The following is a 21,542-nucleotide window of genomic DNA, read 5'->3' as shown; positions in this document are numbered from 1 at the left end:
ATCAGTACCGGACACGGAACAGCGTTCGGCGGCGTCTCCCGGTTCGCCGGGCCCACGGCCGGTCACCGATGGTCGTGAACGTCCAGACCGCGACGGCGACGGCGGCAACGGAGAGCAGATCGGACACCGTGAGGCCGTGCGTGGCGTCGAATTCCCAGAGGACTTGGCCCTCGAGTGGTCCGTTGCCGAACAGCCAGAGCACGGCGGCGCCGACGGTGGCTGCGGCGGACAGGCGGGAGGGTCGTGCAAGGCACAGTGTGGTCGCCGCAAACAACAGGTTCATGAACACGAGTGGATAGAAGGGCAGCGCCATCCCGTCATTCTTCCAAGCTGCACCGGGACCGCACCCGCTGGGGCGCGGTCACGCGACCGTACGGTCGGGCGGATCGTTCTTACTCGTCGCATCCTCTTTGGCGGGCAGTTCGTGCAGGTCTTTCTGCCGAATCGCCTTCCCGATGAGGATCGCGAGCGGCACCGACAGTGCTATCCACGCGAGCACGACCCAGGCAATCCACCACACACATCGAGTATGCCCGTCCCCTGGACGCTTGCCCAAGGGCAGCGGATCGCCTGCGGTCCGTGGGGACTGGTCGGTAGCGGAAATTCGGAAAAATTACCTGGTCATCACTGGTTTGCGGTATGGAGTTCGGGGCACCCCCTTCGGTAGGGATTGGTTCTCTTTTCAAGGAGGTGGGTGATGACGACACCAGGTATGTCGATCGAGAGACACCCTGATATCGCCGAGTTGCGGGCTCGCTACGACCGGGTCTCGGAACAGCCGATGACGCAGGTCACCGAGGGCCTGATGTTCATGGCTGGCCTCTACATGGCGGCGTCGCCGTGGATTATCGGGTTCGCGAGCCAGTCGGGCCTGGCGATGTGCAACCTGCTGTCGGGTGTTGCGGTGGCACTGCTCGCCGTCGGTTTCACGTCGGCCTACTCACGCACGCACGGCATGGCGTTCGTCGCGCCGCTGCTGGGCTTGTGGATGATCGTCAGCCCGTGGCTGGTCGTCGGAGTAACCACCACGGCGGGAATGATCTGGTCGAACGTGGTCTGCGGCATCGTCGTCTGTCTGCTGGGTCTCGGTATCACCGCCATGGGAATGGCGGACGGCGGAATGCGGATGAGGAGGAGGTAGTCGCGGCGCGTGCCTTCATGGGGATGGGGCACGAGTCAGAGAAGCGCCCGCCGATTCGGTGGGCGCTTCGCTGAGTCCACCTAGCTTTGTTTGAGGAACGCGTCGTGCTCCTGGTGTGAGCGTTTGATGAGGTCCATCAGTGCGGTTTCTTCGCGGACCATCTTCTTGAACTTCGGGTCGAGCTTCTTGAGCTGCTCCTCCTCGCCCCGCAGCTTGTCGTACATGCGTTCGCGCTCGGCCAGGTCGGCGGTGTAGTCGAGGTCGAGGTAGTTGATCGCGTGCCGCCGGGCGCCGGCGATCGCGGACTGTGCCCTGCCCTTCTTGCTGGTGAGCGACGCGATCACGGTGATGACGAGGATGCCGATGATGACGCCGAGCGACACGAAGGTGCTGATTTCGATGACGTTCACGGGTTCGCCGTCGTTGACGAACGGCAGGTTGTTCTCGTGCAGCGCATGCAGGATCAGTTTGACGCCGATGAACGCGAGGATCGCGGCCAGTCCGAACGACAGGTAGATGAGGCGGTCGAGGAGCCCGTCGAGCAGGAAGTACAGCTGACGCAGACCCATCAGCGAGAACACGGTGGCGGTGAAGACGACGAAGACGTTCTGGGTGAGGCCGAAGATCGCGGGGATGGAGTCGAGCGCGAACAGGATGTCGGTGCCGCCGATCGCGACCATCACCAGCAGCATCGGCGTCATCGCCCGCTTGCCGTTCTCGACGGTGAAGAGTTTGTCGCCGTCGTAGTGCTCGGTGGTGTGCATGAACTTCTTCGCGATCCGGATGATGAAGTTGTCGGCCGAGTGCGAATCCTCGGTCTCGGGCCGCAGCAGGTTCCCGGCGGTGATCAGCAGGATGAGGCCGAAGAAGTAGAAAATCCAGGCGAACGAGTTGATGAGCGCGGCGCCGAGGAAGATGAACGCGGTGCGGGCGAAGATCGAGAACACGATGCCGAACAGCAGGACCTTCTGCTGGTCTTCGCGCGGCACCCGGAAGCTGGACATGATGATGAGGAACACGAAGAGGTTGTCGACCGACAGCGCCTTCTCCGTGACGTAGCCGGCGAAGTACTCGGTGCCCATGTCGACGCCGCCGAAGATCAGCACGGCGACACCGAAGAGCAGCGCGAGCCCGATGTAGATCGACGACCAGATCGCCGCTTCCTTCAGCGTCGGGATGTGCGCATGGCGTACGTGGAAGAAGTAGTCGAACGCGAGCAGAGCGACGATCACCACGATCGTCACAGTCCAGGCGAACGGAGTCACATGCATCGTCTCTGCCTTTCAGCCGAAGCGAACGCGCCTGTTCGTCAGCGTAGTCGCGCGCGGGGGCGCGACTCGGCAGAACTGCCGCGGTCGCCGGGGCGGAACACCTGTTGCCGCCCCGGCGACCGGACCTATCCTCGGTCGCCGAACACCGTCCGGTGCCAGTCCTTCCTGGCGGTGCCGGTGATGTCGGACATGACGTGCTTGACGTTGGTGTACTCGTCGAGCGAGTACGTCGACATGTCCTTGCCGTAACCGGACGCCTTGTACCCGCCGTGGGGCATTTCGCTGATGATCGGGATGTGGTCGTTGATCCACACGCAGCCCGCGGCGATGTCGCGGGAGGCGGTCTGCGCCCGGTACAGGTCCCGGGTCCACGCGGACGCCGCCAGCCCGAAGTCGGTGTCGTTCGCCAGTGCAATGCCATCTGCATCGTCGTCGAACGGCAGGACGACGAGAACCGGGCCGAAGATCTCCCTCTGCACGATCTCGCTGGACTGGTCGGCGCCCACGACGAGCGTCGGCTCGTAGTAGAAGCCGGACGCGAGGTCGCCGCCGGGAACGGCTCCGCCGCGGACGATCTTCGCCCCGGTGTCGCGGGCGCGGTCGATGAACCCGGCGACGTGCTGTTGCTGTCGCCGCGACACCAGCGGACCCATGTCGGTGCTCGGATCGGACGGGTCGCCGAGTCGGACGGTGTCCATGAGCGATGCCACCCCGGCGACGAAGTCGTCGTACAGCGGGCGCTGCACGTAGGCGCGGGTGGCCGCGGTGCAGTCCTGGCCCGAGTTGATGAGGGCGCCGGCGACGGCTCCGTTGATCGCGGCCTCGAGATCGGCGTCGTCGAACACGACGAACGGGGCCTTCCCACCCAGTTCCAGGTGCAGGCGCTTGCCTGCCGCGGCGGCCGCGATCTGTCGTCCGACGGGAGTCGATCCGGTGAAACTCACCATGCTCACGTCCCGGTGCGACACCAGCGCCGACCCGGTCGTCACGCCGCGGCCGGTGATCACGTTGACGACGCCGTCCGGCATGCCGGCACGGGACGCGGCCTCCGCGAACAGCAGCGACGTCAGGGGAGTGATCTCCGCGGGTTTGAGCACGATGGTGTTGCCTGCGGCGACTGCGGGCAGGACCTTCCACGCGGCCATCTGCAGCGGATAGTTCCACGGCGCGATCGAGCCGATCACCCCGACCGGTTCACGGCGGATGCTGGACGTGTGGTCGGGGGAGTACTCGCCCGACGCCTTTCCCTCCAGATTGCGGGCCGCGCCTGCGAAGAACGACACGTTGTCGATCGACCCGGGAACGTCGAACTCGGTCGACAGCTTGATGGGCTTGCCCGTCTGCCGGGTCTCGGTGCGTGCGATGTCGTCGGACATCTCCGTGAGCTCGGCGGCCCATCGAGTCAGGACGGCGGAACGCTCACCCGGGCTCGTCGTCGACCATTCCGCGTAGGCGGCCTTCGCGGTCGCGACCGCGTCGTCGACGTCCTCCACCGACGCCTCGGTGCGGGAGGAGATCACCTCACCCGTGGCCGGGTCGAGCACCTCGTACACCTCGGCGGCCCGGCCGTCCCGGTAGCGGCCGCCGACGTACAGCCCGGGGAGCTCCTGGTGGTTCACAGCAGGGTCCAGGCTTCGGTGAGGACGCTGCGCAGGATGTTTTCGATCTCGTCGAATTCGGCCTGACCGCAGGTCAGGGGCGGGGCGAGCTGGATGACCGGGTCGCCGCGGTCGTCGGCCCGGCAGTACAGGCCGGCGTCGAACAGCGCGGTGGAGAGGAACCCGTGCAGGATCCGTTCGGCCTCGTCGTCGGTGAACGACTCCTTGGTGGTCTTGTCCTTGACCAGCTCGATGCCGTAGAAGAAGCCCTCCCCGCGCACGTCCCCGACCATCGGCAGATCGGTCAGCTTGTCGAGGGTGGCCCGGAACGCCGGCGCCTGCTCGGCGACGTGGGCGTTGAGGCCCTCGCGTTCGAAGATGTCCAGATTCGCCAACGCCACCGCCGCCGAGACGGGGTGCCCGCCGAAGGTGTAGCCGTGCGCGAACATCGACGCACCGTCCGCGAAGGGTTCGAAGAGCCGGTCCGAGGCGATCATCGCCCCGATCGGCGAATACCCCGACGTCAGGCCCTTGGCGCAGGTGATGATGTCGGGGACGTACCCGAAGTCGTCGCACGCGAACATCGACCCGATCCGCCCGAACGCGCAGATCACCTCGTCCGAGACCAGCAGCACGTCGTACTCGTCGCAGATCTGCCGGACCCGCTCGAAGTAACCGGGCGGGGGTGGGAAGCAGCCGCCGGCGTTCTGCACCGGTTCGAGGAAGACGGCGGCGACGGTGTCCGGTCCCTCGAATTCGATGGCCTCGGCGATCCGGTCGGCGGCCCAGATCCCGAACGCTTTCGGGTCGGAGCCGAGGGGTTCGGGGGCCCGGTAGATGTTGGTGTTGGGGACCCGGAACGCGCCGGGGGTGAGCGGTTCGAACGGGGCCTTCAGGGCGGGGATGCCGGTGATGGCCAGGGCGCCCTGCGGGGTGCCGTGGTAGGCGATGGAGCGGGAGATCACCTTGTGTTTGCCGGGTTTGCCGACCTTCTTGAAGTACTGCTTGGCCAGTTTCCAGGCGCTTTCGACGGCCTCGCCGCCGCCGGTGGTGAAGAAGACCCGGTTCAGATCACCGGGGGCGTACCCGGCGAGGCGTTCGGCGAGTTCGATCGCCGGCGGGGTGGCGTACGACCAGAGCGGGAAGAACGCGAGCTGTTCGGCCTGCTTGGCGGCGGCCTCGGCGAGCTCGGTGCGGCCGTGCCCGGCCTGCACGACGAACAACCCGGACAGTCCGTCGAGGTAGCTCTTGCCGGCCGCGTCCCAGATCCGGGCGCCCTCACCGCGGGTGATGATCGGCGGGGTGATGTTCTGCCCGTGCCGGGAGAAATGACCCCACAGATGGCGGCGGGCGGCCGCCTCGAGTTGCGGCGTGGTAGGCGAAGTGTTGGTAACCGTGGTCATCGGGTTCCCCAATCATATTGCTGTTTGACAAGTTTCAGGTACACCATCGTCTCGGTGCCGAGCACACCGGGAATAGTGCGAATTTCTTTGTTGAGCACGGTCAGGAGGTGGTCGTCGTTCTCGCACACGATCTCGGCGAGAATGTCGTAGGCGCCTGCAGTCAGCACGACGTAGTCGATGGCGTCGACGTCGGCGAGCCGGGCGGCGATCTCGGTGACGTCCCCCGAGCAGCGGATTCCGACCATGGCCTGACGTGAGAATCCCACTTGAACGGGGTCGGTCACCGCGACGATCTGCGTGACGCCGGTGTCGATCAGCTTCTGCACGCGTTGGCGTACAGCCGCTTCCGACAATCCGACGACCTTGCCGATGGCCGAGTACGACCGTCGTCCATCCTCCTGAAGTTGCTCGATGATCTGCTTGGACACGGGATCGAGAGAGGCAGGCTGCTCAGACATGGTCGAATCCTCCCTTGCTCGTCGTGTCGAAGACAATCGGCTCGGACATTTCGGAACTATCGCCTCTTCCTGGTGACGTGGGTACTCACGACTCGGGCACCTTCACTTCCGTGTCGGCGGTGAGGGTGCGTCCGCGGAAGAAGTTCCGGGAGCCGGTCGCGAAACACAGCAGCATCAGGGGGATTCCGACGACCAGCATTCCGACGCCGAGAACGAACACGCCCCCGAACGGGCCGAACGCGGTGAATCCGTAGTCGGGACGCAGCATGTCGACGGCGCTCTGCACGAAGGCCCACGTCATGCAGAGGGCACCGAGCAGCGGAAAGATGCCGCGCATGAACAGGTTACGTGCCGAGTCGAGGAGGGTGCGACGGAAATACCAGACGCACGCGTAGGCGGTGATGCCGTAGTAGAAGGCGACCGCGAGTCCGAGCGACGCCACCGAATCCTGCAGGGCGTTGGCGCTGGCGAACGACAGCACCAGATAGAACAGGAGCGCCGCCGCTCCCATGACCAGGGTTCCGAAGCCGGGGGTCATGTACCGGGGGTGCACCGAGGCGAACCGGCGCGGCAACGCCTCGTAGACCGCCATCGACAGCGTTCCGCGCGCCGTCGGCAGGATGGTGGTCTGGGTCGAGGAGAGCGCGGAGATCGAGACCGTCAGCAGCAGCAACGAGGCAGCCACCGGCCCGGCGACCGGTCCACCCAGGGTGGTCAGCACGTCGTCGACGTTCTCGGGGTTGTTCAGTCCGATCCCGGTGTCCCCGAACCCGGCGAACGACTGGACCGCGTATCCGACCAGGACGTACGTGGCGACGAGAATGACCGTGGTCAAGACCGCGGCACGGCCGGGCGTCCGCTCCGAATCCTTCGTTTCCTCACCGACCGCCAGGCAGGCATCCCACCCCCAGTAGATGAAGATGCACAGGATGATCGCCTGTGCGGCACTGGACATCGAGACGCCGGTCGGAATGATCCAGTCCAGTTGCGGGGTGACCGCCTGCGGGCCGGCGGTGCCGCCGAACACCTTCGACAGTGCGAGGACGCTGACCCCGATCAGGACGGTGAACTGCACCGCGATCAGGACATTCTGCAGTCGTTCGCTGATGAGAATGCCGCGAAAGCTGACGTAGGTCATGGCCGCGATGAAGAAGCAGCCCAGCAGCACCTTCGCGGCGAGCGACTCCGCTGCCGCGTGCAGGCCGAGAACCTCGAACAGGTAGATCGCCGCGATCTCCGCGGTGTTGGCGAGGACGATGATCGCGGAGACGGCGAGTCCCCATCCCGCCATCCAGCCGATCCACGGGCCGAACGCCTTGGTGCCCCAGGTGAACGAGGTGCCGCAGTCCGGGGTGTCCCGATTGAGTTCGCGGTAGGCGAACGCCGTGAGCAACATCGGGATGAACGCGACGAGGAACATCGACGGTGCCTTGTCGCCGACTGCCAGGACGACGTATCCCAGTGTCGCGGCGAGGCTGTAGGCGGGCGCGACCGAGGACAGCCCGATCACCGTGTTGCCGATCAATCCCAGTGCGCCGCTGTTGAGGCCCTTCGCGGTGCCGAGCGGGTTCTGGGTCGTCGAGGGCTGGGTCTTCAAGGGTGGCGGTTCGGCAATGCTCATCAAGTCTCCCTCGAGGTGTGCGGCTGCGGGCAGAGGTGCCCGCGCGTGTGTGATGAAGGGGTGTAGTGGTTTTCGCGGTTACGTGGCCGTCGCGGCGATGAAGATCTTCCGCAGCGTGTCGCGCACGATCCACCGGGTCTTCTGCCCGGACCGCACGTGGACGACACTTCCGGGACCGAGTTCGAGGTCGGGGGTGTCGTCGTCGAACTGCACGGTCGCGTCGCCGCTGAGGACGACGAACACCTCGTCGATCTCGACGTCGGACGAGATGCTGGGCTCGATCTCCCACACGCCGACGGTGACACCGGCGAAGTCGCCGAGCACTCGTTCGCCGACCATCGGTACGCTGTCGCCGATCACCTGCTCGTCCGGGAGACGGTGGTAGTCGAGATCGGCGGTTCGAGCCTCGACGTGCGGTCCGGATTCCCAGGTGACGACCCCGGTCGCGGGGTCGATCACGAGTCGAACCCCAATCCGACCGCGTCGAGGGCCTTGAGGAAGAGGTTCCGTCGACCTTCCGTGTGGTCCGCGCGATCGAGCGACCATCGGGTGGCGTTGATGCCGGCCGCCGCCAACGGTTCGGGCGGGAAGGGGAGGGGCATGGACTTCACCAAGTCCAACTCCGTCAAAGCAGTCGTCTCGCCGGACACCTTGTCGAGCATGACGTTCGCCGCGAAGCGGGAGGCGCCGACTCCGAGGCCGGTGAAGCCGGCCGCGTACGCGATCCGCCCCTTCGCCGCGGAACCGAAGAACGAGCAGAAGCGTGTCGACGTGTCGATGACACCGCCCCACCGGTGGGTGAACTCCAGGCCCTCGAGCTGCGGGAACGTCGTGAAGAAGTGGCTCGCCAGCCGTGCGTGGGACTCGGGACGGTCTTCGAGGTCGTGGTGCATTCCCCGCCCGAAATGGTAGATCGCGTCGTACCCGCCCCAGAGGATTCGGTTGTCGCGGGTGAGCCGGTAGTAGTGGAACTGATTGGACATGTCGGCGACGCCCTGGCGGGCAGACCATCCCACCTCGGCGAGCTGTGCGTCGGACAGCGGTTCGGTCATGAGCACGTAGTCGTACACCGGAACCGTGTGCAGCCGGTACCGCTTCAGCAGGGACGGAAAAGCGTTGGTTGCCAGGATCACTCGGCCGGCCGACAGGGTCGCGGACGCCGTCCGGACGCCGACCCGGGACGACGATCGGGAGCGGACGAGATCGAGGACCTTGGTGTGCTCGAACATCTCGACACCGTGCTCCGCACAGGCCCGGCCGAGTTCGGTGGCGAGCTTGGCCGGATGCACCAGCGCGGTGGACTCCTTGTCCCATACACCGGCCAGGTACGTGGGCGAGTTGACCTGCGCGCGCATCGCGGGTCCGTCCAACACCGTGGTGGTGGCGCTCGGGGGCGTGTCGAATACGTCCTTCGCCTGGTAATCGGCGATCGCGACCGAGATCGCGCCGTTCCGTTCGAAATCGCAGTCCAACCCCAGGGTGTGGACGGTCTTCTCGATGGCGTCGAGGTTCTCGAGCCCGAGCGTCTCCAGGGTGTCGATCTCTCCCGGCCAGCGTCGACGGCCGTTCTCGCTGCCGTGGGTCAGGCTTGCTTCGACGAACCCGCCGTTACGGCCGGATGCCGCCCATCCGATGGTCTCGCCCTCCACGAGGGCGACGGACAGGTCGGGGTGGCGCTGTTTCGCGAGGAGTGCACTCCAGAGTCCGGTGTATCCGCCGCCGACGACCACCAGGTCGTACGCGGCGTCGGCCGAGGCGGACGGGTAGGTGGGGGTGTCGGCGACGTCCTCGATCCAGAACGGTGCCAACCGGGTGCGCCGGAGCGCATGGTCGACGACCTTCGCGTTCGGTTGATTCTTCTCGAACACTGTCTGCAGCATGGAGCACCTTTGTTGGTGGAATGACCGAAAGGTGACGTGTGAGGCGCGTCACCGTGGCACCCATCCTGACCTACGCTCGCCACTATTTCAATAGCAATAGGCGAGAATCATTGCGGAATCAGTTGTCGAAGTAAGAATCGGAAACCGAATCGGTTGCCCATGGCTGGCTGCCTCGTCAGCGCGCGACCGTTCCGAGGTGCAGCGACACCGAGCGGACCGGGCTGATCCTGGCCTCGTCGCCGGACTTGACGGCGTGAACGGTGCCGAACTCGACGGTCTCGTCGGGGTAGGTGCCTGCGAATGCGTAGGCGTAGTAGGTGCCCGCGACTGCATCACCCGGGATCGTGTACGCGATGTTCTCCTGGAGCACCTCGCCGGGTTGCAGGTCGACGTCGATCGGTCCGAAGAAGGGGTCGCTTGTCCGGCCGTCCGGGGAGACCGCGCTGACCCACACCTGCCCTGCATAGGGACGGTCCTCGGGTGCCTCGACGAGCATGGTGGTGTCGACGGTCCCGCCGCCCGCCGGCAGCGTCGTGTCGGAATCGGCGCGCAGCGTGACCCGCACCGGCAGGTCCGTGTCGGGGTTCGCCGGCCCGGTCGACGCGGGCGAACCGTCGCCCACCTCGGGCCAGCCGTTCGCCCACACGATCCGGTCGATCATCCCCTCGCGCCGGCGGGCTCCGCTGGGCAGATCCCGGTTGTCGCGAGGAATGGCGTGGTACACGATCCAATCCGAGCCCGCGTCGTCGGAGACCACCGTGTTGTGGCCCGGCCCGGCCCACGGTTCGCTGCCGGCGAGGATGAGGGCGCCGCCGCCGTCGTTCAGGTCCTGGCCCTTCCGGTCGAGGTATGGCCCCGTCAGCGACTCCGACCGGCCGACGAGGACGCGGTAGGCGGTGTCGGCGCCGTTGCAGCAATTGCCGGCCGAGAGGAACAGGTAGTAGTAGCCGTCGTGGAATTCGACGTACGGGCCTTCGAAGCGCTCGTCCGCGACGCGTACGGGTTCGCCGGCCGCCGCGGTGCCGTCCGGGCTGAGCGGGATGGCGTGGACGCCCTGGAAGTTGCCGACGAACATCGTCTTCGTCGTGCCGTCGTCCCACACGAACGGGTCGATGGTGCCGCCGACGCCGACGTCGTGGGCGCAGAACACGGGGCGGCCGAGGTCGGTCCACGGTCCGGTGGGCCGGTCGGCGGTGGCGAGACCGATGCACGGGTTCGATTCGTCGTAGAGGGAGTAGTACAGGCTGTACTTGCCGTCGGATTCGAGCGCGTTGGGCGCCCACGCGAGCTTGCCGTCCGGATGCCACGCGGGCCGGTCGGGGAAGACGTCGCCGAGGTACATCCAGTCCATGAGATCTGCGGACTTGAAGATCGACATGTTGTGCATGCCCTGGCCGTCGCCCCAGTCGTCGGCGGTCGTGTACATGTAGAACATGCCGTCGGACGCGCGGACGACGCTCGGGTCGGCGGCCACCGGTTGCACGATCGCTTCGGCTGTCGCCGACGGGGCAGGCGCGACCATGAGGACGAGAAGCGTCAGGGTCGCCACGATCCACCCGCGCCGCGGACGGTGTCGGGTGCCGGACTTGCGCAGCGCAGCATCGTCAGTGTCCACGTCACTCCCAACCTCGCCCGCCCGGAAGTCGCAATCTATAAGGGTGAGGTCGAGGTTAAGGGAGGAACCGGCTCACAGCGCCGGACTGCAACCGAACCGTGTTCTGCCGGCGGTGGCCGGCGTCAGGTCGTCGGATCGAGCAGAACCAGAGGGATCTCGCGGTCCGTTTTCTTCTGGTAGCCGGCGTAACCCTTGTAGGCGGCGGTCACCTTCGGCCACAGACGGGCCCGCTCCTCGGGCGTTGCCACGTGGGCGCGCATGGACTGTGCGGGGTTTCCCTGCAGCGACAGTTGGACCACCGGGTTGGCCTGCAGGTTCAGGAACCACGCGGGGTTGCGGTCGTCGCCACCACGTGACGCCACCACGACGAGGGTGTCACCTTCCCGCACCGGCACGGTCAGCATGACGCTGTGCACCTTCCCGGTCTTGCGGCCGACGGTGGTCAACTCCACCGCCGGCATCTTGCCGAAACTCCGCCCGACCCGCCCACCGGTAATGCGCAAGAGCGCGCGGTGGGCGGCGTTCATGAACTTGAGTCCGCGGTCCGAAGGCATGCAATCGAGCCTAACGGTTCGGGTGTCCGCCGGAGGCTGCCTGCGCCGTTTCCGGAAGGTCGTGGACGAGTTCGCTCGGGCCGATTCCGGCTTCGCCGGCGATTCCGGCGAGTTCCGCGCCGACAGACTCGTGCGGCTCGTCCGCCGACGCCGTCTTCTGCGATCCGGTGAGCAGCGAGGCGATTCCGCCGATGACGCACGCGACGATCGCGAAGGCGAACGCCATTGCGAGGCCGTCGGCGAACGGGCCGGAAATCAGCTGGGGAAAGAAGTCCAAGCCGGTCAGGTGCGCCTGCTGCTGCTCGGTGAGTGACGACAGATTCGGCCCGAGCAGTTCCTGAATCGGGTTGACGCCGAGGAACGCCGCGAACAACACGGCGACGGCGGGCAGATTCGCGATCTGAGTGGCCTGCGCCGCGGGCACCCCGTTCGCCATCAGTCCGTCGCTCATCGCGGCCGGAAGGTTGGAACTGAGGCCGGCGATCATCAGACTGAAGAAGAAGCCGATCGACAGCACCATCGCCGCGTTCTGGAAAGTCGTCATCATGCCCGCACCGACGCCGCGCGCGTCGGCGGGAAGGCTGTTCATAACTTCCGCCCGGTTCGGCGCGGAGAACATCCCCATGCCGATGCCGTTGATCAACAGAGTCACCGCGAAGGCCCAGTAGTCGAAGTCGACCGGCAGGGCGATCAGCAGACCGAACGTGCCCGCGGTGATGAACATGCCGGTGCTGGTGAACCACTTGGTGCCGAATCGGTCGGAGATGACCCCGGACACCGGCGCGGACAGCAGGAACCCGATGGTCATCGGCAGCATGTAGATGCCCGCCCACAACGGAGTGCGGCTGTAGTCGTAGCCGTGCTGCGGCAGCCAGATGCCCTGGAGCCAGATGATCAGGATGAACTGCAGCCCGCCGCGGCCGAGCGACGCCACCAGGTTGGCGATGTTGCCCCAGGTGAACGACTTGATCTGGAACAGGTGCAGGTTGAACAGGGGATTCGCGACCCGGGTCTCGATGACGCAGAACGCTGCGAGGACGGCGAGGCCGCCGACGAGGCACCAGAGCACCAGCGGACTGGTCCAGCCCATCGACGAGGAGCCGTACGGCTGGATTCCGTAGGTGATGCCCACCAGGACGGCGATCAATCCGACGGCGAACGTGATGTTTCCCCACCAGTCGATGTCGGCGTGCCGGCGGACCCCGGTGTCGCGGAGTTTCAGGTAGGCCCAGATCGTGCCGACCACACCGAAGGGAACCGAGACGAGGAAGATGAGATTCCAGTGGATCGGCGCGAGGATGCCGCCGATGAGCAGGCCGAGGAACGATCCGGCGATCGCGGCGACACCGTTGATCCCGAGTGCGAGCCCACGCTGATCGGCGGGAAAAGCGTCGGTGAGGATCGCCGACGAGTTCGCCATCAGGAACGCACCGCCGACGCCCTGGACGACGCGCCACCCGATGAGCCACAGCGCCGCCTCGGACCCGTCGAACCATGTCACTGCCAGGAAGATCGAGGCGATCGTGAAGACGGCGAAGCCCATGTTGTACATCCGGGCGCGGCCGAACATGTCGCCGAGCCGGCCGAAACTCACGACCAGGACCGCGGTGACGACGAGGAAGCCCATCATCATCCACAGCAGATAACTCGTGTTGCCGGGTTCGAGTGGGTCGAGGTGGATGCCTTTGAAGATGTCGGGGAGCGCGATCAGCACGATCGACGAGTTGATCGTCGCCACCAGCATGCCGAGCGTGGTGTTCGACAACGCAATCCACTTGTAGTGCGGGCCCAGTTCTTCGAGCGTCGCGGTGGCGTCACCGATCAGGCGGGAAGGTTCCTTCGTGTGGGAGACCACGGGATTTCACCTCTCGAGTTTTCATAGTTTTCAAAAGTAAGTAAATGGAAGGCAAAGTGTTCTGTTGTCGCGTGTTCTGTGTGGTGGGCGATCGGACGACCGCGGCATCCCCTGATGGGAAATGCCCGGTTTGCCCGTTATGTCGCTGTCGCTCAATCGGTTCCGTCGAGACGGTCGATCAGGTTTGTGATGATACGACGTCCCGGTTCACCCCGCACTCCAGGCGCTGTGGCCCGATCGGGGGACCGCCGAATCATCCGATTCAGGGTCCGATCGGGGGACAGTCGCGGTGCCCGATTCGCGACACGATGATTCTCATGCGAGTCGGACGCAGGAACAGGACCTAGAAGATGTCGACGATTGCGAGCACCACCCTGGCGGAGGTGGCGTCCGAGTGGTGCACCGAGGCGGAGATACAGGTGCAGTCGTCGGCCGTCGCCGGCGGACGAAACGCCACGCGGAGCGTGCTGTTCATCGGCAACCCGTCCACCGTCACCGAGGTGACGCACTGGGCTGCCGTGCGGCACTGGACGGTGGAGCAGGGGCTGAAACCGGTCCGCGATCTGCAGGCTGATGTGCTGTGCGCGATCGTCACCGAGGCCGTCGTCGACGGGACCTGCGCGTCGGCGGATGCGGAGGTCGTGCAGCGCGTGCGCGCACGCGGCCTGCACTGCATTCCCGTCTACGACATCGAGCCGTGGGGGACGGCCCGGTTGTCCGGTGCGCTGCCGCCTACGTCGGCTCCGTGAGCGCACGTTGGGCCGCCGGCCAGAACTCGAATCCGGCGGTCATCAGTCCGCCGAGCCCGATGATGATCACCGCGGCGTCGACGCTGGTCCGCCCTTCCTTCGCCCAGTAGACGTCTTCGAGGTCGAGCAGCAACGCCAGTTCGTCGACGATGAGGGCGGTGCCGACGCCGTAGGAGATGGGCACAGTCGGATGTCGGCGTTGCTTCTCGGATCCACGCACCGCCACGGCACCAATCCCTGCCAGCGCTGCGATGCCGAGGTTGTAATGGTGGAAATGCCGGCCGTGAAGACTCAACCCACCGCCGGCCGGGCCGTGCCCGCGCCTGATCCAGTGAGTCAGCGCCCGCACCCCCGCGAACGTCAGCGTGAACGCACCCCACGACACCACCGCCGACTGTTCACTCGGATCGAGCTTCCTCCGCCACGCAGCGCGCAGGCGGCGCCAGCGGCTGCGGTGGGGTGCGTTATCGAGCGGGCGAGTGGTCACGGCGTCAATCGTGCCACTGATGTGCGTGTTCTATCTGGAGTTCGGTCGCTGAATAATGTATCGCTCGAAGGAGAGTAGTCATGGGTGTACCCCAGAATCGGGAACAGCGGGTTCGATAGGCAGTGGTTCGCAAGACTCGGATCGATACCGGTTGAACTGGGCCGGAGGCACTTGCCCATAACCGATTAAATTCATGCAAACGTATCCGTTAAGCGGGTCGAGATGTCCGCCCAATCGGTGTGATCTGCGTCATTGCGTTCGGTTACTCTAAGCCACTTAAACGTTAATCATGATGCGGCAACGCGCAATGCCGGTACCTTCGACGCGCGGATTGCGGCCTTTCTGTGGCGAGGAACTGGTCGGGCTCGAAGGGCGGCATCACGCGTGTCGGGATTGGCGCTGCCGCGGACGAGTTGGTTCGTGACTGGTCGAGCTTTTCGGACCCGCCCTCATGCCGGCAGTGTGGCTACGCCGCTGGGGTGTAGGTCAGAAACATGATGTCAGTATTAATCAACGCAGCGAACGCATTTCGTTGTGTCGCGGGCGAACACGGCCAGTGCGTTCGACTTTCGCACCTGATACTGACCCGCCCGTGTTGCCCTAATCGAGCCGGCGGCTGATGCAGTGGTCACTGTCGAGCTGTCCTTCCGGGTCCGCAGGGGTGCCGAATCCCTCAACTTGCGGGCGGTCGAGACGATCGTCTAGCTCTTCTTGATGGTCACCTGAGGGATCGCCCTATCGATATGGTCGGCGAGTACCTGCTGCCCCGCGTCGGTGGGGTGCACACGATCGTCCTTCTGAATTAGCGTGGGGTCGCCGAGCCAGTTCTCTGCTAGTGCATCGATAAACAAGAGACCTGCGTTCTGAGCTGCCTGTCGAATACTCGCGTTCACGCTCAGCATCGCTGGCGGCGGCTGTTTGTTGTCCCAGATCGGACCGACCACAAATATCGGCACGTTCGGCGCCTTCGCTTTCAGGTCTGCGTATACCCTTGCAGCCGCCGGTCCCACTAGTTCCGGGTTGTAGACGTCGTTTCGGCTCCCGACCACCATGATCACGTCGGGCGTAGTAGCGACAGCGTCGTCGACTTTGAATGGGAAGGCCTTGTTCTCGCCTGCAGAGTACCCGGTGCTACCTTCGGCGATGTTGTTGACGTACCAAGTCCGCTTCGCGGCGAGGAGGTCAGGCCAAACCACATTGTTGTGGCTACCTCCGGTGATGGAATCCCCAAGGACGGTGAGGCGTGGATATGTGTGAGACTCGAATGATCTCGTTGCGGTCCGGCCTTCATCGGGCGGGACAGCGGAAACACGGGATTGCGCCACCCCGTACATGGCGACACCAGTAACGAGCGCGACGGCCATGAACGACCAGAACATGATGGTCTTCGGATCACGCTTCTCCACGGTCCGTGACCGCGACTTCTTCGACATGCGATGCATTCTCCCGCACGGCCAATCCCGCGCAAATCCGGTCTGCGAATGACGCGACTTGGATCGATCAAGGTGGGTCAAAATAGTTCATGCGCGGCAAATGACCGGCGACTGTTGACACCGGGCACACCGCTCGCAGAGAGTCGCTTCCCGCTAGCTGCCCTGTTGCGCGAAACCATCAAGGCGGTCACGAGGCTGGTGGAACCGGTGGCCAGGGAGAGCGTGACACCAAGCGAGAGTGTTTCCTGCTCGTTTCTAAGCGACGAGCCGACTGTGAGCAAGCCACTAGCGCGAGGCCGAACTAGCGGAGGCGGACCGCAAAGATGGGCACCCGCGTTTCAACCCACATTGCCGTCATAGACCAAATAACCGGGCGTATCTGCGGCGTTACGCGCGTCGATCTCCGCAATTGGGCGCTACCGTGATCGGTTCGAGCTCGGCGTTCGCCGCCGAGGGCGGGGTGCCGTGCAATAAGCGACGGCACCCCGCACCGCGTCCACTCGCTCAGATTCCGTCCATTGCTCCGTTCGACGATGTGGGCGCTTGGGTGGGCAACGAGAGACCTGCGAGAAAACGCGTTCGATCTGACTCGAAAGTAGGGTTTGCGCAAAATACCGAATTACTCTTCAATGCGCTAGGACTTTCGGCCCTGTTCTCCGCGTCCGGCGTGGTGTAGGCAGTGTCATTCAATTGATGTATAGCTCGGTGACCTGCGCAGGAACCTGTTCTCGCGGTTCGTGTCTGGCGTTTGTGACTCTCGCCACTCCAGCTGTAACGAAGTTGGTTGAAGGTGCGATCATCATCTCGGCAGCAATACAGGGGGGCGGTCGTCATTCACCGCCAACAGTCGGAAGACAGCAACGCTTGCCGGCTTATTGGTTCTCAGGTGGAAGGCAACGAATGTGACCGCATTCGATGTTCCGCTCGGCCCCGCATCGGGTGTACCGGGCGCGACAACGGTCTCTTCGGAGACAGGACGACTCGGGAGTCGTCGAGAGTGGCAGGCCGTGTACATCCGGCGTTTGTTGATCTCCGACACCCTGGTGGTGATCGCTGCTGTCGCATTGGCCCAGTGGATTCGCTTCGGTGCCGGAGACGCGCTGGCATCGTACGAAGCGATACACAATCTGAGTTACACACTCATCTCGGCAGCGTTGATCGCGATGTGGATTGGAGCGCTAGTCGTTTTTCGCACTCGCTCCGTGCGTGTGATCGGTGCTGGAGCCGAAGAATACCGCCGAATCTTCGTGGCGACCGTCCGCCTGTTCGGACTCATCGCGATCGTCTCCCTTCTCTTCCGGCTGGACCTGGCGCGGCTGTACCTTGCAATAGCGTTTCCAGTCGGCCTTGCTGGGCTTTTGCTCAGTCGCTGGTGCTGGCGTCAAGCGATCGCACGCAAGCGTGCCCGGGGCGAGTTTCAGACATCCGTCCTTGTCGTCGGCGGTGAGCGGGCGGTACGAAACCTCACGGAGTCCTTTGCTCGTGGCACAGCCGAGGGCTATCGCGTGGTCGGAGTGTGTATGCCGGGTCATACCGGTGAGCATGGCGACACGATCACCGTTGGCGGACGGGTTATTCCCGTGCTCGGCAACGAGCGCGACGTTGTGGACTCATTGCAGTTCTGCCACGCCGACACGGTCGCAGTTACCGCGACCGAACACCTCGGTCATGAAGGAATGCGGGACCTAGCGTGGGCGCTCGAGCCGCATGAGGTCGACCTCGTCGTTGCTCCAGGGATGATGGACGTGGCGGGACCGCGTCTGTCGATGAGGCCGGTAGCAGGACTCCCACTCATCCATGTCGAGAAGCCGCAATTCCACGGTTCCAACAAGTTTGCGAAGACCGCATTCGATCTAGTCGCGGCGTTGCTCGTACTGGTGGCGCTAGCTCCGGTGATGCTGATCGTCGCTGCGATCATCAAGATTGGCGATCGCGGCCCAATCTTTTACCGGCAAGAACGAGTTGGACTCAACGGCGAGACATTTCGGATGTGGAAGTTTCGGTCGATGGTGCCGAACGCGGACAAGAAGTTCGCTGCGATACGCGAAGCGCTCGGACAGTCTGAGGGCACCTTCTTCAAGTCAGCGAAAGATCCGCGAATCACACCGATCGGGCGATTTATTCGAAAGACCAGCGTTGACGAGTTGCCTCAACTCTTCAATGTCCTGACACGAGATATGAGCATGGTCGGACCACGTCCACTCATCGAGGGCGAGGGGCTAGGCGTGCCGGGCTTCGTAGAGCGCCGGATGCTTGTTCGGCCGGGGATGACGGGGCTGTGGCAGGTGTCGGGCCGCTCAGCTCTGTCCGAAGAGGATCGGATTCGATTGGATCTCTTCTACGTGGAGAACTGGTCGATGACACAGGACCTTCTGATCATCGGAAAGACGGTGAGGGCCGTGATTGGAAGCGACGGCGCCTATTGAATTCGCTGCACCGCTGAAGATTTGCTAATAGTCCCGTTACGAGAAACGGCCTGACGTGCAGGTCGAGGAGAACAAATGAAGCGCGCTCTAATCACTGGTATTACTGGCCAGGACGGCTCCTATCTCGCCGAGTTACTACTCTCGAAGGGGTACGAGGTTCATGGCCTGATCCGTCGTTCGTCGACCTTCAATACTTCGCGGATCGAACATCTGTACGTGGATCCCCACGACCCCGAAGCGAAGCTCTTTCTTCACTATGGTGATCTCAGTGACGGTGCTCGCCTCGTCACACTGCTTGCGGAGATCCGGCCGGATGAGGTTTACAACCTCGCGGCACAATCGCACGTTCGCGTGAGCTTCGACGAGCCTGAACACACAGGCAACACAACAGGTGTCGGATCTATTCGACTGCTGGAGGCAGTGCGTCTTACCGGTCTGCAGTGCAGGTTCTATCAGGCTTCGAGTTCTGAAATGTTTGGCGCAACCCCGCCCCCGCAGAATGAGGAAACCCCCTTCTACCCGCGGTCACCGTATGGCGCTGCGAAGGTCTATTCCTACTGGGTAACCAAGAACTACCGAGAGGCCTACGGGATCTTTGCGGTCAACGGAATCCTCTTCAACCACGAGTCCCCGCGCCGTGGAGAGACATTTGTAACGCGAAAGATCACTCGCGCAGTTGCGAGAATCAAGGCAGGCCTTGAGGAACACCTCTACATGGGCAATCTCGACGCAGTCCGTGACTGGGGGTACGCCCCAGAGTACGTCGAAGGAATGTGGCGGATGCTTCAGGCGGATGAGCCTGATGACTATGTGCTCGCAACTGGAGGTGCAGCATCCGTCCGAGACTTCCTCACCGAGGCGTTTGAGCATGCTGGCCTCGACTGGGAAAAGCATGTTCGCTTCGACGAGCGGTACTTGCGTCCGACGGAAGTTGACGCCCTTATCGGGGATGCAGGCAAAGCTGAAGAAAAGCTGGGATGGAAGGCATCAGTTCACGCACCAGAACTCGCAAGAATCATGGTCGATGCCGATATTGAGGCTCTCCAACACGAGGGCCGGCCTTGGATCGATAACCCGGCGCTGCCGGACTGGGAGTCGATCCAGTGACTGTCGAATTCGTACCCGCGCCGTTGGATCGCTCCGCACCGTTCTACGTGGCCGGGCACCGAGGTCTGGTTGGTTCCGCTATCTGGCAAACACTGGAGACCTCGGGTTTCGAGAACCTTGTCGGAGCGGGGTCCGATGAACTCGACTTGCGCGATCGCGACGCCGTTCGTTCTTTCTTCAAGGCGAGGAGGCCCTCATACGTCGTTCTCGCCGCCGCCAAGGTCGGTGGCATACTTGCCAACAACACGTACCCTGTGGACTTCCTGTCGGACAACCTGAGAATCCAGGTCAATGTTCTTGATTCAGCGAGGGAATTCGGGGTCGAGCGTCTGCTGTTCCTGGGATCCTCTTGCATCTATCCCAAGCTTGCACCGCAGCCGATCAGGGAGGACTACCTCCTCACCGGCCATCTGGAACCAACCAACGATGCGTACGCGATCGCAAAGATAGCGGGAATCCTTCAGATCCAGGCTGTGCGTAAGCAATATGGGCTGCCCTGGATTTCGGCAATGCCGACCAACCTCTACGGTCCGCGCGACAATTTCTCGGCGCGCGGCTCGCATGTCCTGCCCGCCCTGATTCGTCGGTTCGATGAAGCGCGGCGAGATGGTATTGAGCTTGTGACTAACTGGGGAACTGGAACGCCTAGACGCGAATTTCTCCACGTCGCGGACATGGCGTCCGCCTGCCTGCACCTGCTTGAACACTACGACGGCACCGAACACGTCAACGTGGGCACCGGGGAAGACTCGACCATCAAGTACATTGCCGAAGTTGTTGCCGACGAGATCGGATACTCCGGACGAATCGAATGGGACAGGTCGAAACCCGACGGCACGCCTCGCAAGCTGCTCGACGTCTCAAAGCTGCGCGCGACGGGATGGTCCCCCTCGATCGGACTCCGAGAGGGCATTTCCTCGACTGTCGCGTGGTATCGAGACAACGTGAGCTCCATACGTTCATAGGTCGTTTGCAAGCCTCCGTCATGTACATCCCAAACTCCCTGTTAGGTAGCTGAATTCAGTGACAATGCGAATCGCCGTATTCGGTACCGGATATCTTGGAGCAACGCATGCCGCGTGTATGGCTGAGCTCGGTCACGATGTTCTCGGCGTCGACGTTGATCAGTCCAAACTGGCGAAGCTTCAATCGGGTGAGGTGCCCTTCTTCGAACCGGGGCTCGAAGACGTTCTGAGGCGAAACATTGCCGCAGGCCGTCTTCGGTTTACTGATTCGTACGAGGAGGCGGCCGCCTTTGCAAGTGTTCATTTCATTGGAGTCGGGACTCCGCAGAAGAAGGGTGAATTCGCGGCGGACCTCAAGTACGTCGACGCCGTTGTCGAAACGCTTGCGCCTCTTATCACCCAGGACTCGGTCATCTTTGGCAAATCGACGGTCCCGGTCGGTACAGCGGAGCGATTAGGCGCGCGTGCTAGAGAGCTGGCGAAGGAGGGCGTCGCGGTCGAGCTTGCATGGAACCCCGAGTTTCTTCGTGAAGGCTTCGCTGTTGAAGACACGTTGCATCCCGACCGCCTTGTCCTCGGTATTGACCGCCATGCAAACGGGCGAGCGGAGGATGTAGCGCGCGAAGTGTATGCAGATCTTCTAGACGAGAAGATTCCGTTCCTGGTTACCGACTTGGCTACGGCGGAACTAGTCAAGGCATCTGCGAACGCGTTCCTAGCTACGAAGATCTCGTTCATCAACGCTATCTCGGAGGTATGCGAAGCTGCTGGGGCGGACGTGACTCAGCTCGCAGATGCGATTGGCTACGACGCTCGAATTGGCCGACGTTTCTTGAACGCCGGTATCGGCTTCGGTGGTGGTTGCCTCCCCAAAGACATCAGGGCGTTTATGGCCCGGGCTGGTGAGCTGGGCGCTGATGAGGCACTTGCCTTGCTGCGTGAAGTTGACAGCATCAATATGCGGAGACGGACGAGGATG

At 63.6% G+C, this 21,542-nt stretch carries 20 protein-coding genes; 6 read left to right on the top strand and 14 right to left on the bottom strand.

Features of this window, described 5'->3' with window-relative positions; translation table 11 throughout:
- Window position 1 precedes the first annotated feature (1 nt).
- Window positions 2–313 carry a hypothetical protein gene (locus DTA22_RS06510; protein WP_112298915.1) on the bottom strand — a complete coding sequence of 104 codons (312 nt, stop codon included), beginning with the start codon at window positions 311–313 and terminating at the stop codon, window positions 2–4.
- 48 nt (window positions 314–361) lie between these two features.
- Complete coding sequence (locus DTA22_RS36215) at window positions 362–520, bottom strand: hypothetical protein (protein ID WP_174233762.1); 159 nt, start codon at window positions 518–520, stop codon at window positions 362–364.
- 177 nt (window positions 521–697) lie between these two features.
- On the opposite strand from DTA22_RS36215, the gene DTA22_RS06505 reads away from it, so the two are divergent.
- Window positions 698–1,141, top strand: a complete 444-nt coding sequence (locus tag DTA22_RS06505) for an SPW repeat protein (RefSeq protein WP_037235590.1) — start codon at window positions 698–700, stop codon at window positions 1,139–1,141.
- A gap of 80 nt (window positions 1,142–1,221) precedes the next feature.
- Here DTA22_RS06505 and DTA22_RS06500 read toward each other — a convergent pair whose 3' ends face one another.
- The 10 genes from DTA22_RS06500 to DTA22_RS06455 form a co-directional block, all read right to left on the bottom strand.
- Window positions 1,222–2,412 carry a TerC family protein gene (locus DTA22_RS06500; RefSeq protein WP_112298914.1) on the bottom strand — a complete coding sequence of 397 codons (1,191 nt, stop codon included), beginning with the start codon at window positions 2,410–2,412 and terminating at the stop codon, window positions 1,222–1,224.
- A gap of 125 nt (window positions 2,413–2,537) precedes the next feature.
- The gene (locus tag DTA22_RS06495; RefSeq protein WP_112298913.1) at window positions 2,538–4,031 is read right to left on the bottom strand and encodes a gamma-aminobutyraldehyde dehydrogenase; all 1,494 of its coding nucleotides are present in this window, start codon (window positions 4,029–4,031) and stop codon (window positions 2,538–2,540) included.
- Window positions 4,028–5,413 (bottom strand): aspartate aminotransferase family protein, encoded by a 1,386-nt coding sequence (locus DTA22_RS06490; RefSeq protein ID WP_112298912.1) that lies wholly within the window; start codon window positions 5,411–5,413, stop codon window positions 4,028–4,030. Before DTA22_RS06490 ends, DTA22_RS06495 begins: the two co-directional genes overlap by 4 nt.
- On the bottom strand, window positions 5,410–5,871 hold the full coding sequence (locus DTA22_RS06485; RefSeq protein WP_009478710.1) for an Lrp/AsnC family transcriptional regulator: 462 nt from the start codon (window positions 5,869–5,871) through the stop codon (window positions 5,410–5,412). Before DTA22_RS06485 ends, DTA22_RS06490 begins: the two co-directional genes overlap by 4 nt.
- Window positions 5,872–5,956: 85 nt before the next feature.
- On the bottom strand, window positions 5,957–7,492 hold the full coding sequence (locus DTA22_RS06480; RefSeq protein ID WP_037243404.1) for an APC family permease: 1,536 nt from the start codon (window positions 7,490–7,492) through the stop codon (window positions 5,957–5,959).
- A gap of 78 nt (window positions 7,493–7,570) precedes the next feature.
- Window positions 7,571–7,951 (bottom strand): cupin domain-containing protein, encoded by a 381-nt coding sequence (locus DTA22_RS06475; RefSeq protein WP_112298911.1) that lies wholly within the window; start codon window positions 7,949–7,951, stop codon window positions 7,571–7,573.
- Window positions 7,948–9,372, bottom strand: a complete 1,425-nt coding sequence (locus DTA22_RS06470; protein WP_112298910.1) for an NAD(P)/FAD-dependent oxidoreductase — start codon at window positions 9,370–9,372, stop codon at window positions 7,948–7,950. The genes DTA22_RS06475 and DTA22_RS06470 overlap by 4 nt, the downstream gene beginning before the upstream one ends.
- 175 nt (window positions 9,373–9,547) lie before the next feature.
- The gene (locus tag DTA22_RS06465; RefSeq protein ID WP_112298909.1) at window positions 9,548–10,987 is read right to left on the bottom strand and encodes a family 43 glycosylhydrolase; all 1,440 of its coding nucleotides are present in this window, start codon (window positions 10,985–10,987) and stop codon (window positions 9,548–9,550) included.
- A 122-nt stretch (window positions 10,988–11,109) separates the two neighbouring features.
- Window positions 11,110–11,541 (bottom strand): nitroreductase/quinone reductase family protein, encoded by a 432-nt coding sequence (locus DTA22_RS06460; protein ID WP_009478715.1) that lies wholly within the window; start codon window positions 11,539–11,541, stop codon window positions 11,110–11,112.
- 10 nt (window positions 11,542–11,551) lie between these two features.
- A complete protein-coding gene (locus DTA22_RS06455) occupies window positions 11,552–13,396 on the bottom strand; it encodes an MFS transporter (RefSeq protein WP_112298908.1) in 1,845 nt (614 codons plus the stop codon).
- Window positions 13,397–13,746: 350 nt separating this feature from the next.
- Between DTA22_RS06455 and DTA22_RS06450 the strand changes: the two genes are divergently transcribed.
- A complete protein-coding gene (locus DTA22_RS06450) occupies window positions 13,747–14,145 on the top strand; it encodes a hypothetical protein (RefSeq protein WP_112298907.1) in 399 nt (132 codons plus the stop codon).
- Here the strand turns inward: DTA22_RS06450 and DTA22_RS06445 are convergent.
- Window positions 14,129–14,632 (bottom strand): hypothetical protein, encoded by a 504-nt coding sequence (locus tag DTA22_RS06445; RefSeq protein WP_112298906.1) that lies wholly within the window; start codon window positions 14,630–14,632, stop codon window positions 14,129–14,131. The genes DTA22_RS06450 and DTA22_RS06445 overlap by 17 nt on opposite strands.
- Before the next feature lie 701 nt (window positions 14,633–15,333).
- Complete coding sequence (locus tag DTA22_RS06440; RefSeq protein ID WP_160118493.1) at window positions 15,334–16,065, bottom strand: SGNH/GDSL hydrolase family protein; 732 nt, start codon at window positions 16,063–16,065, stop codon at window positions 15,334–15,336.
- Window positions 16,066–16,967: 902 nt separating this feature from the next.
- Here DTA22_RS06440 and DTA22_RS06435 point away from each other — a divergent pair.
- The 4 genes from DTA22_RS06435 to DTA22_RS06420 form a co-directional block, all read left to right on the top strand.
- Window positions 16,968–18,491 (top strand): sugar transferase, encoded by a 1,524-nt coding sequence (locus DTA22_RS06435; protein WP_112298904.1) that lies wholly within the window; start codon window positions 16,968–16,970, stop codon window positions 18,489–18,491.
- Between the two features lie 75 nt (window positions 18,492–18,566).
- Entirely contained in the window at window positions 18,567–19,598 is a 1,032-nt protein-coding gene (gene gmd / locus DTA22_RS06430; RefSeq protein ID WP_112298903.1) for a GDP-mannose 4,6-dehydratase, read from the top strand.
- Window positions 19,595–20,563 carry a GDP-L-fucose synthase family protein gene (locus tag DTA22_RS06425; RefSeq protein ID WP_112298902.1) on the top strand — a complete coding sequence of 323 codons (969 nt, stop codon included), beginning with the start codon at window positions 19,595–19,597 and terminating at the stop codon, window positions 20,561–20,563. The genes gmd and DTA22_RS06425 overlap by 4 nt, the downstream gene beginning before the upstream one ends.
- 64 nt (window positions 20,564–20,627) lie before the next feature.
- A partial coding sequence (locus DTA22_RS06420; protein WP_146777757.1) for a UDP-glucose dehydrogenase family protein occupies window positions 20,628–21,542 on the top strand: 915 nt, incomplete at its 3' end.

Source organism: Rhodococcus wratislaviensis (assembly GCF_900455735.1).
Taxonomy (GTDB): domain Bacteria; phylum Actinomycetota; class Actinomycetes; order Mycobacteriales; family Mycobacteriaceae; genus Rhodococcus_F; species Rhodococcus_F wratislaviensis.
Note: the sequence above shows the minus strand (reverse complement) of the source record. Positions and strands in the feature narration are given on the sequence as shown.

Coding starts and splice junctions, on each gene's coding strand:
- DTA22_RS06440 (WP_160118493.1), bottom strand. CDS start 16,065: ATGTCGAAGAAGTCGCGGTCACGGACCGTGGAGAAGCGTGATCCGAAG.
- DTA22_RS06505 (WP_037235590.1), top strand. CDS start 698: ATGACGACACCAGGTATGTCGATCGAGAGACACCCTGATATCGCCGAG.
- DTA22_RS06450 (WP_112298907.1), top strand. CDS start 13,747: ATGTCGACGATTGCGAGCACCACCCTGGCGGAGGTGGCGTCCGAGTGG.
- DTA22_RS06470 (WP_112298910.1), bottom strand. CDS start 9,372: ATGCTGCAGACAGTGTTCGAGAAGAATCAACCGAACGCGAAGGTCGTC.
- DTA22_RS06490 (WP_112298912.1), bottom strand. CDS start 5,413: ATGACCACGGTTACCAACACTTCGCCTACCACGCCGCAACTCGAGGCG.
- DTA22_RS06460 (WP_009478715.1), bottom strand. CDS start 11,541: ATGCCTTCGGACCGCGGACTCAAGTTCATGAACGCCGCCCACCGCGCG.
- gmd (WP_112298903.1), top strand. CDS start 18,567: ATGAAGCGCGCTCTAATCACTGGTATTACTGGCCAGGACGGCTCCTAT.
- DTA22_RS06485 (WP_009478710.1), bottom strand. CDS start 5,871: ATGTCTGAGCAGCCTGCCTCTCTCGATCCCGTGTCCAAGCAGATCATC.
- DTA22_RS06500 (WP_112298914.1), bottom strand. CDS start 2,412: ATGCATGTGACTCCGTTCGCCTGGACTGTGACGATCGTGGTGATCGTC.
- DTA22_RS06510 (WP_112298915.1), bottom strand. CDS start 313: ATGGCGCTGCCCTTCTATCCACTCGTGTTCATGAACCTGTTGTTTGCG.
- DTA22_RS06480 (WP_037243404.1), bottom strand. CDS start 7,492: ATGAGCATTGCCGAACCGCCACCCTTGAAGACCCAGCCCTCGACGACC.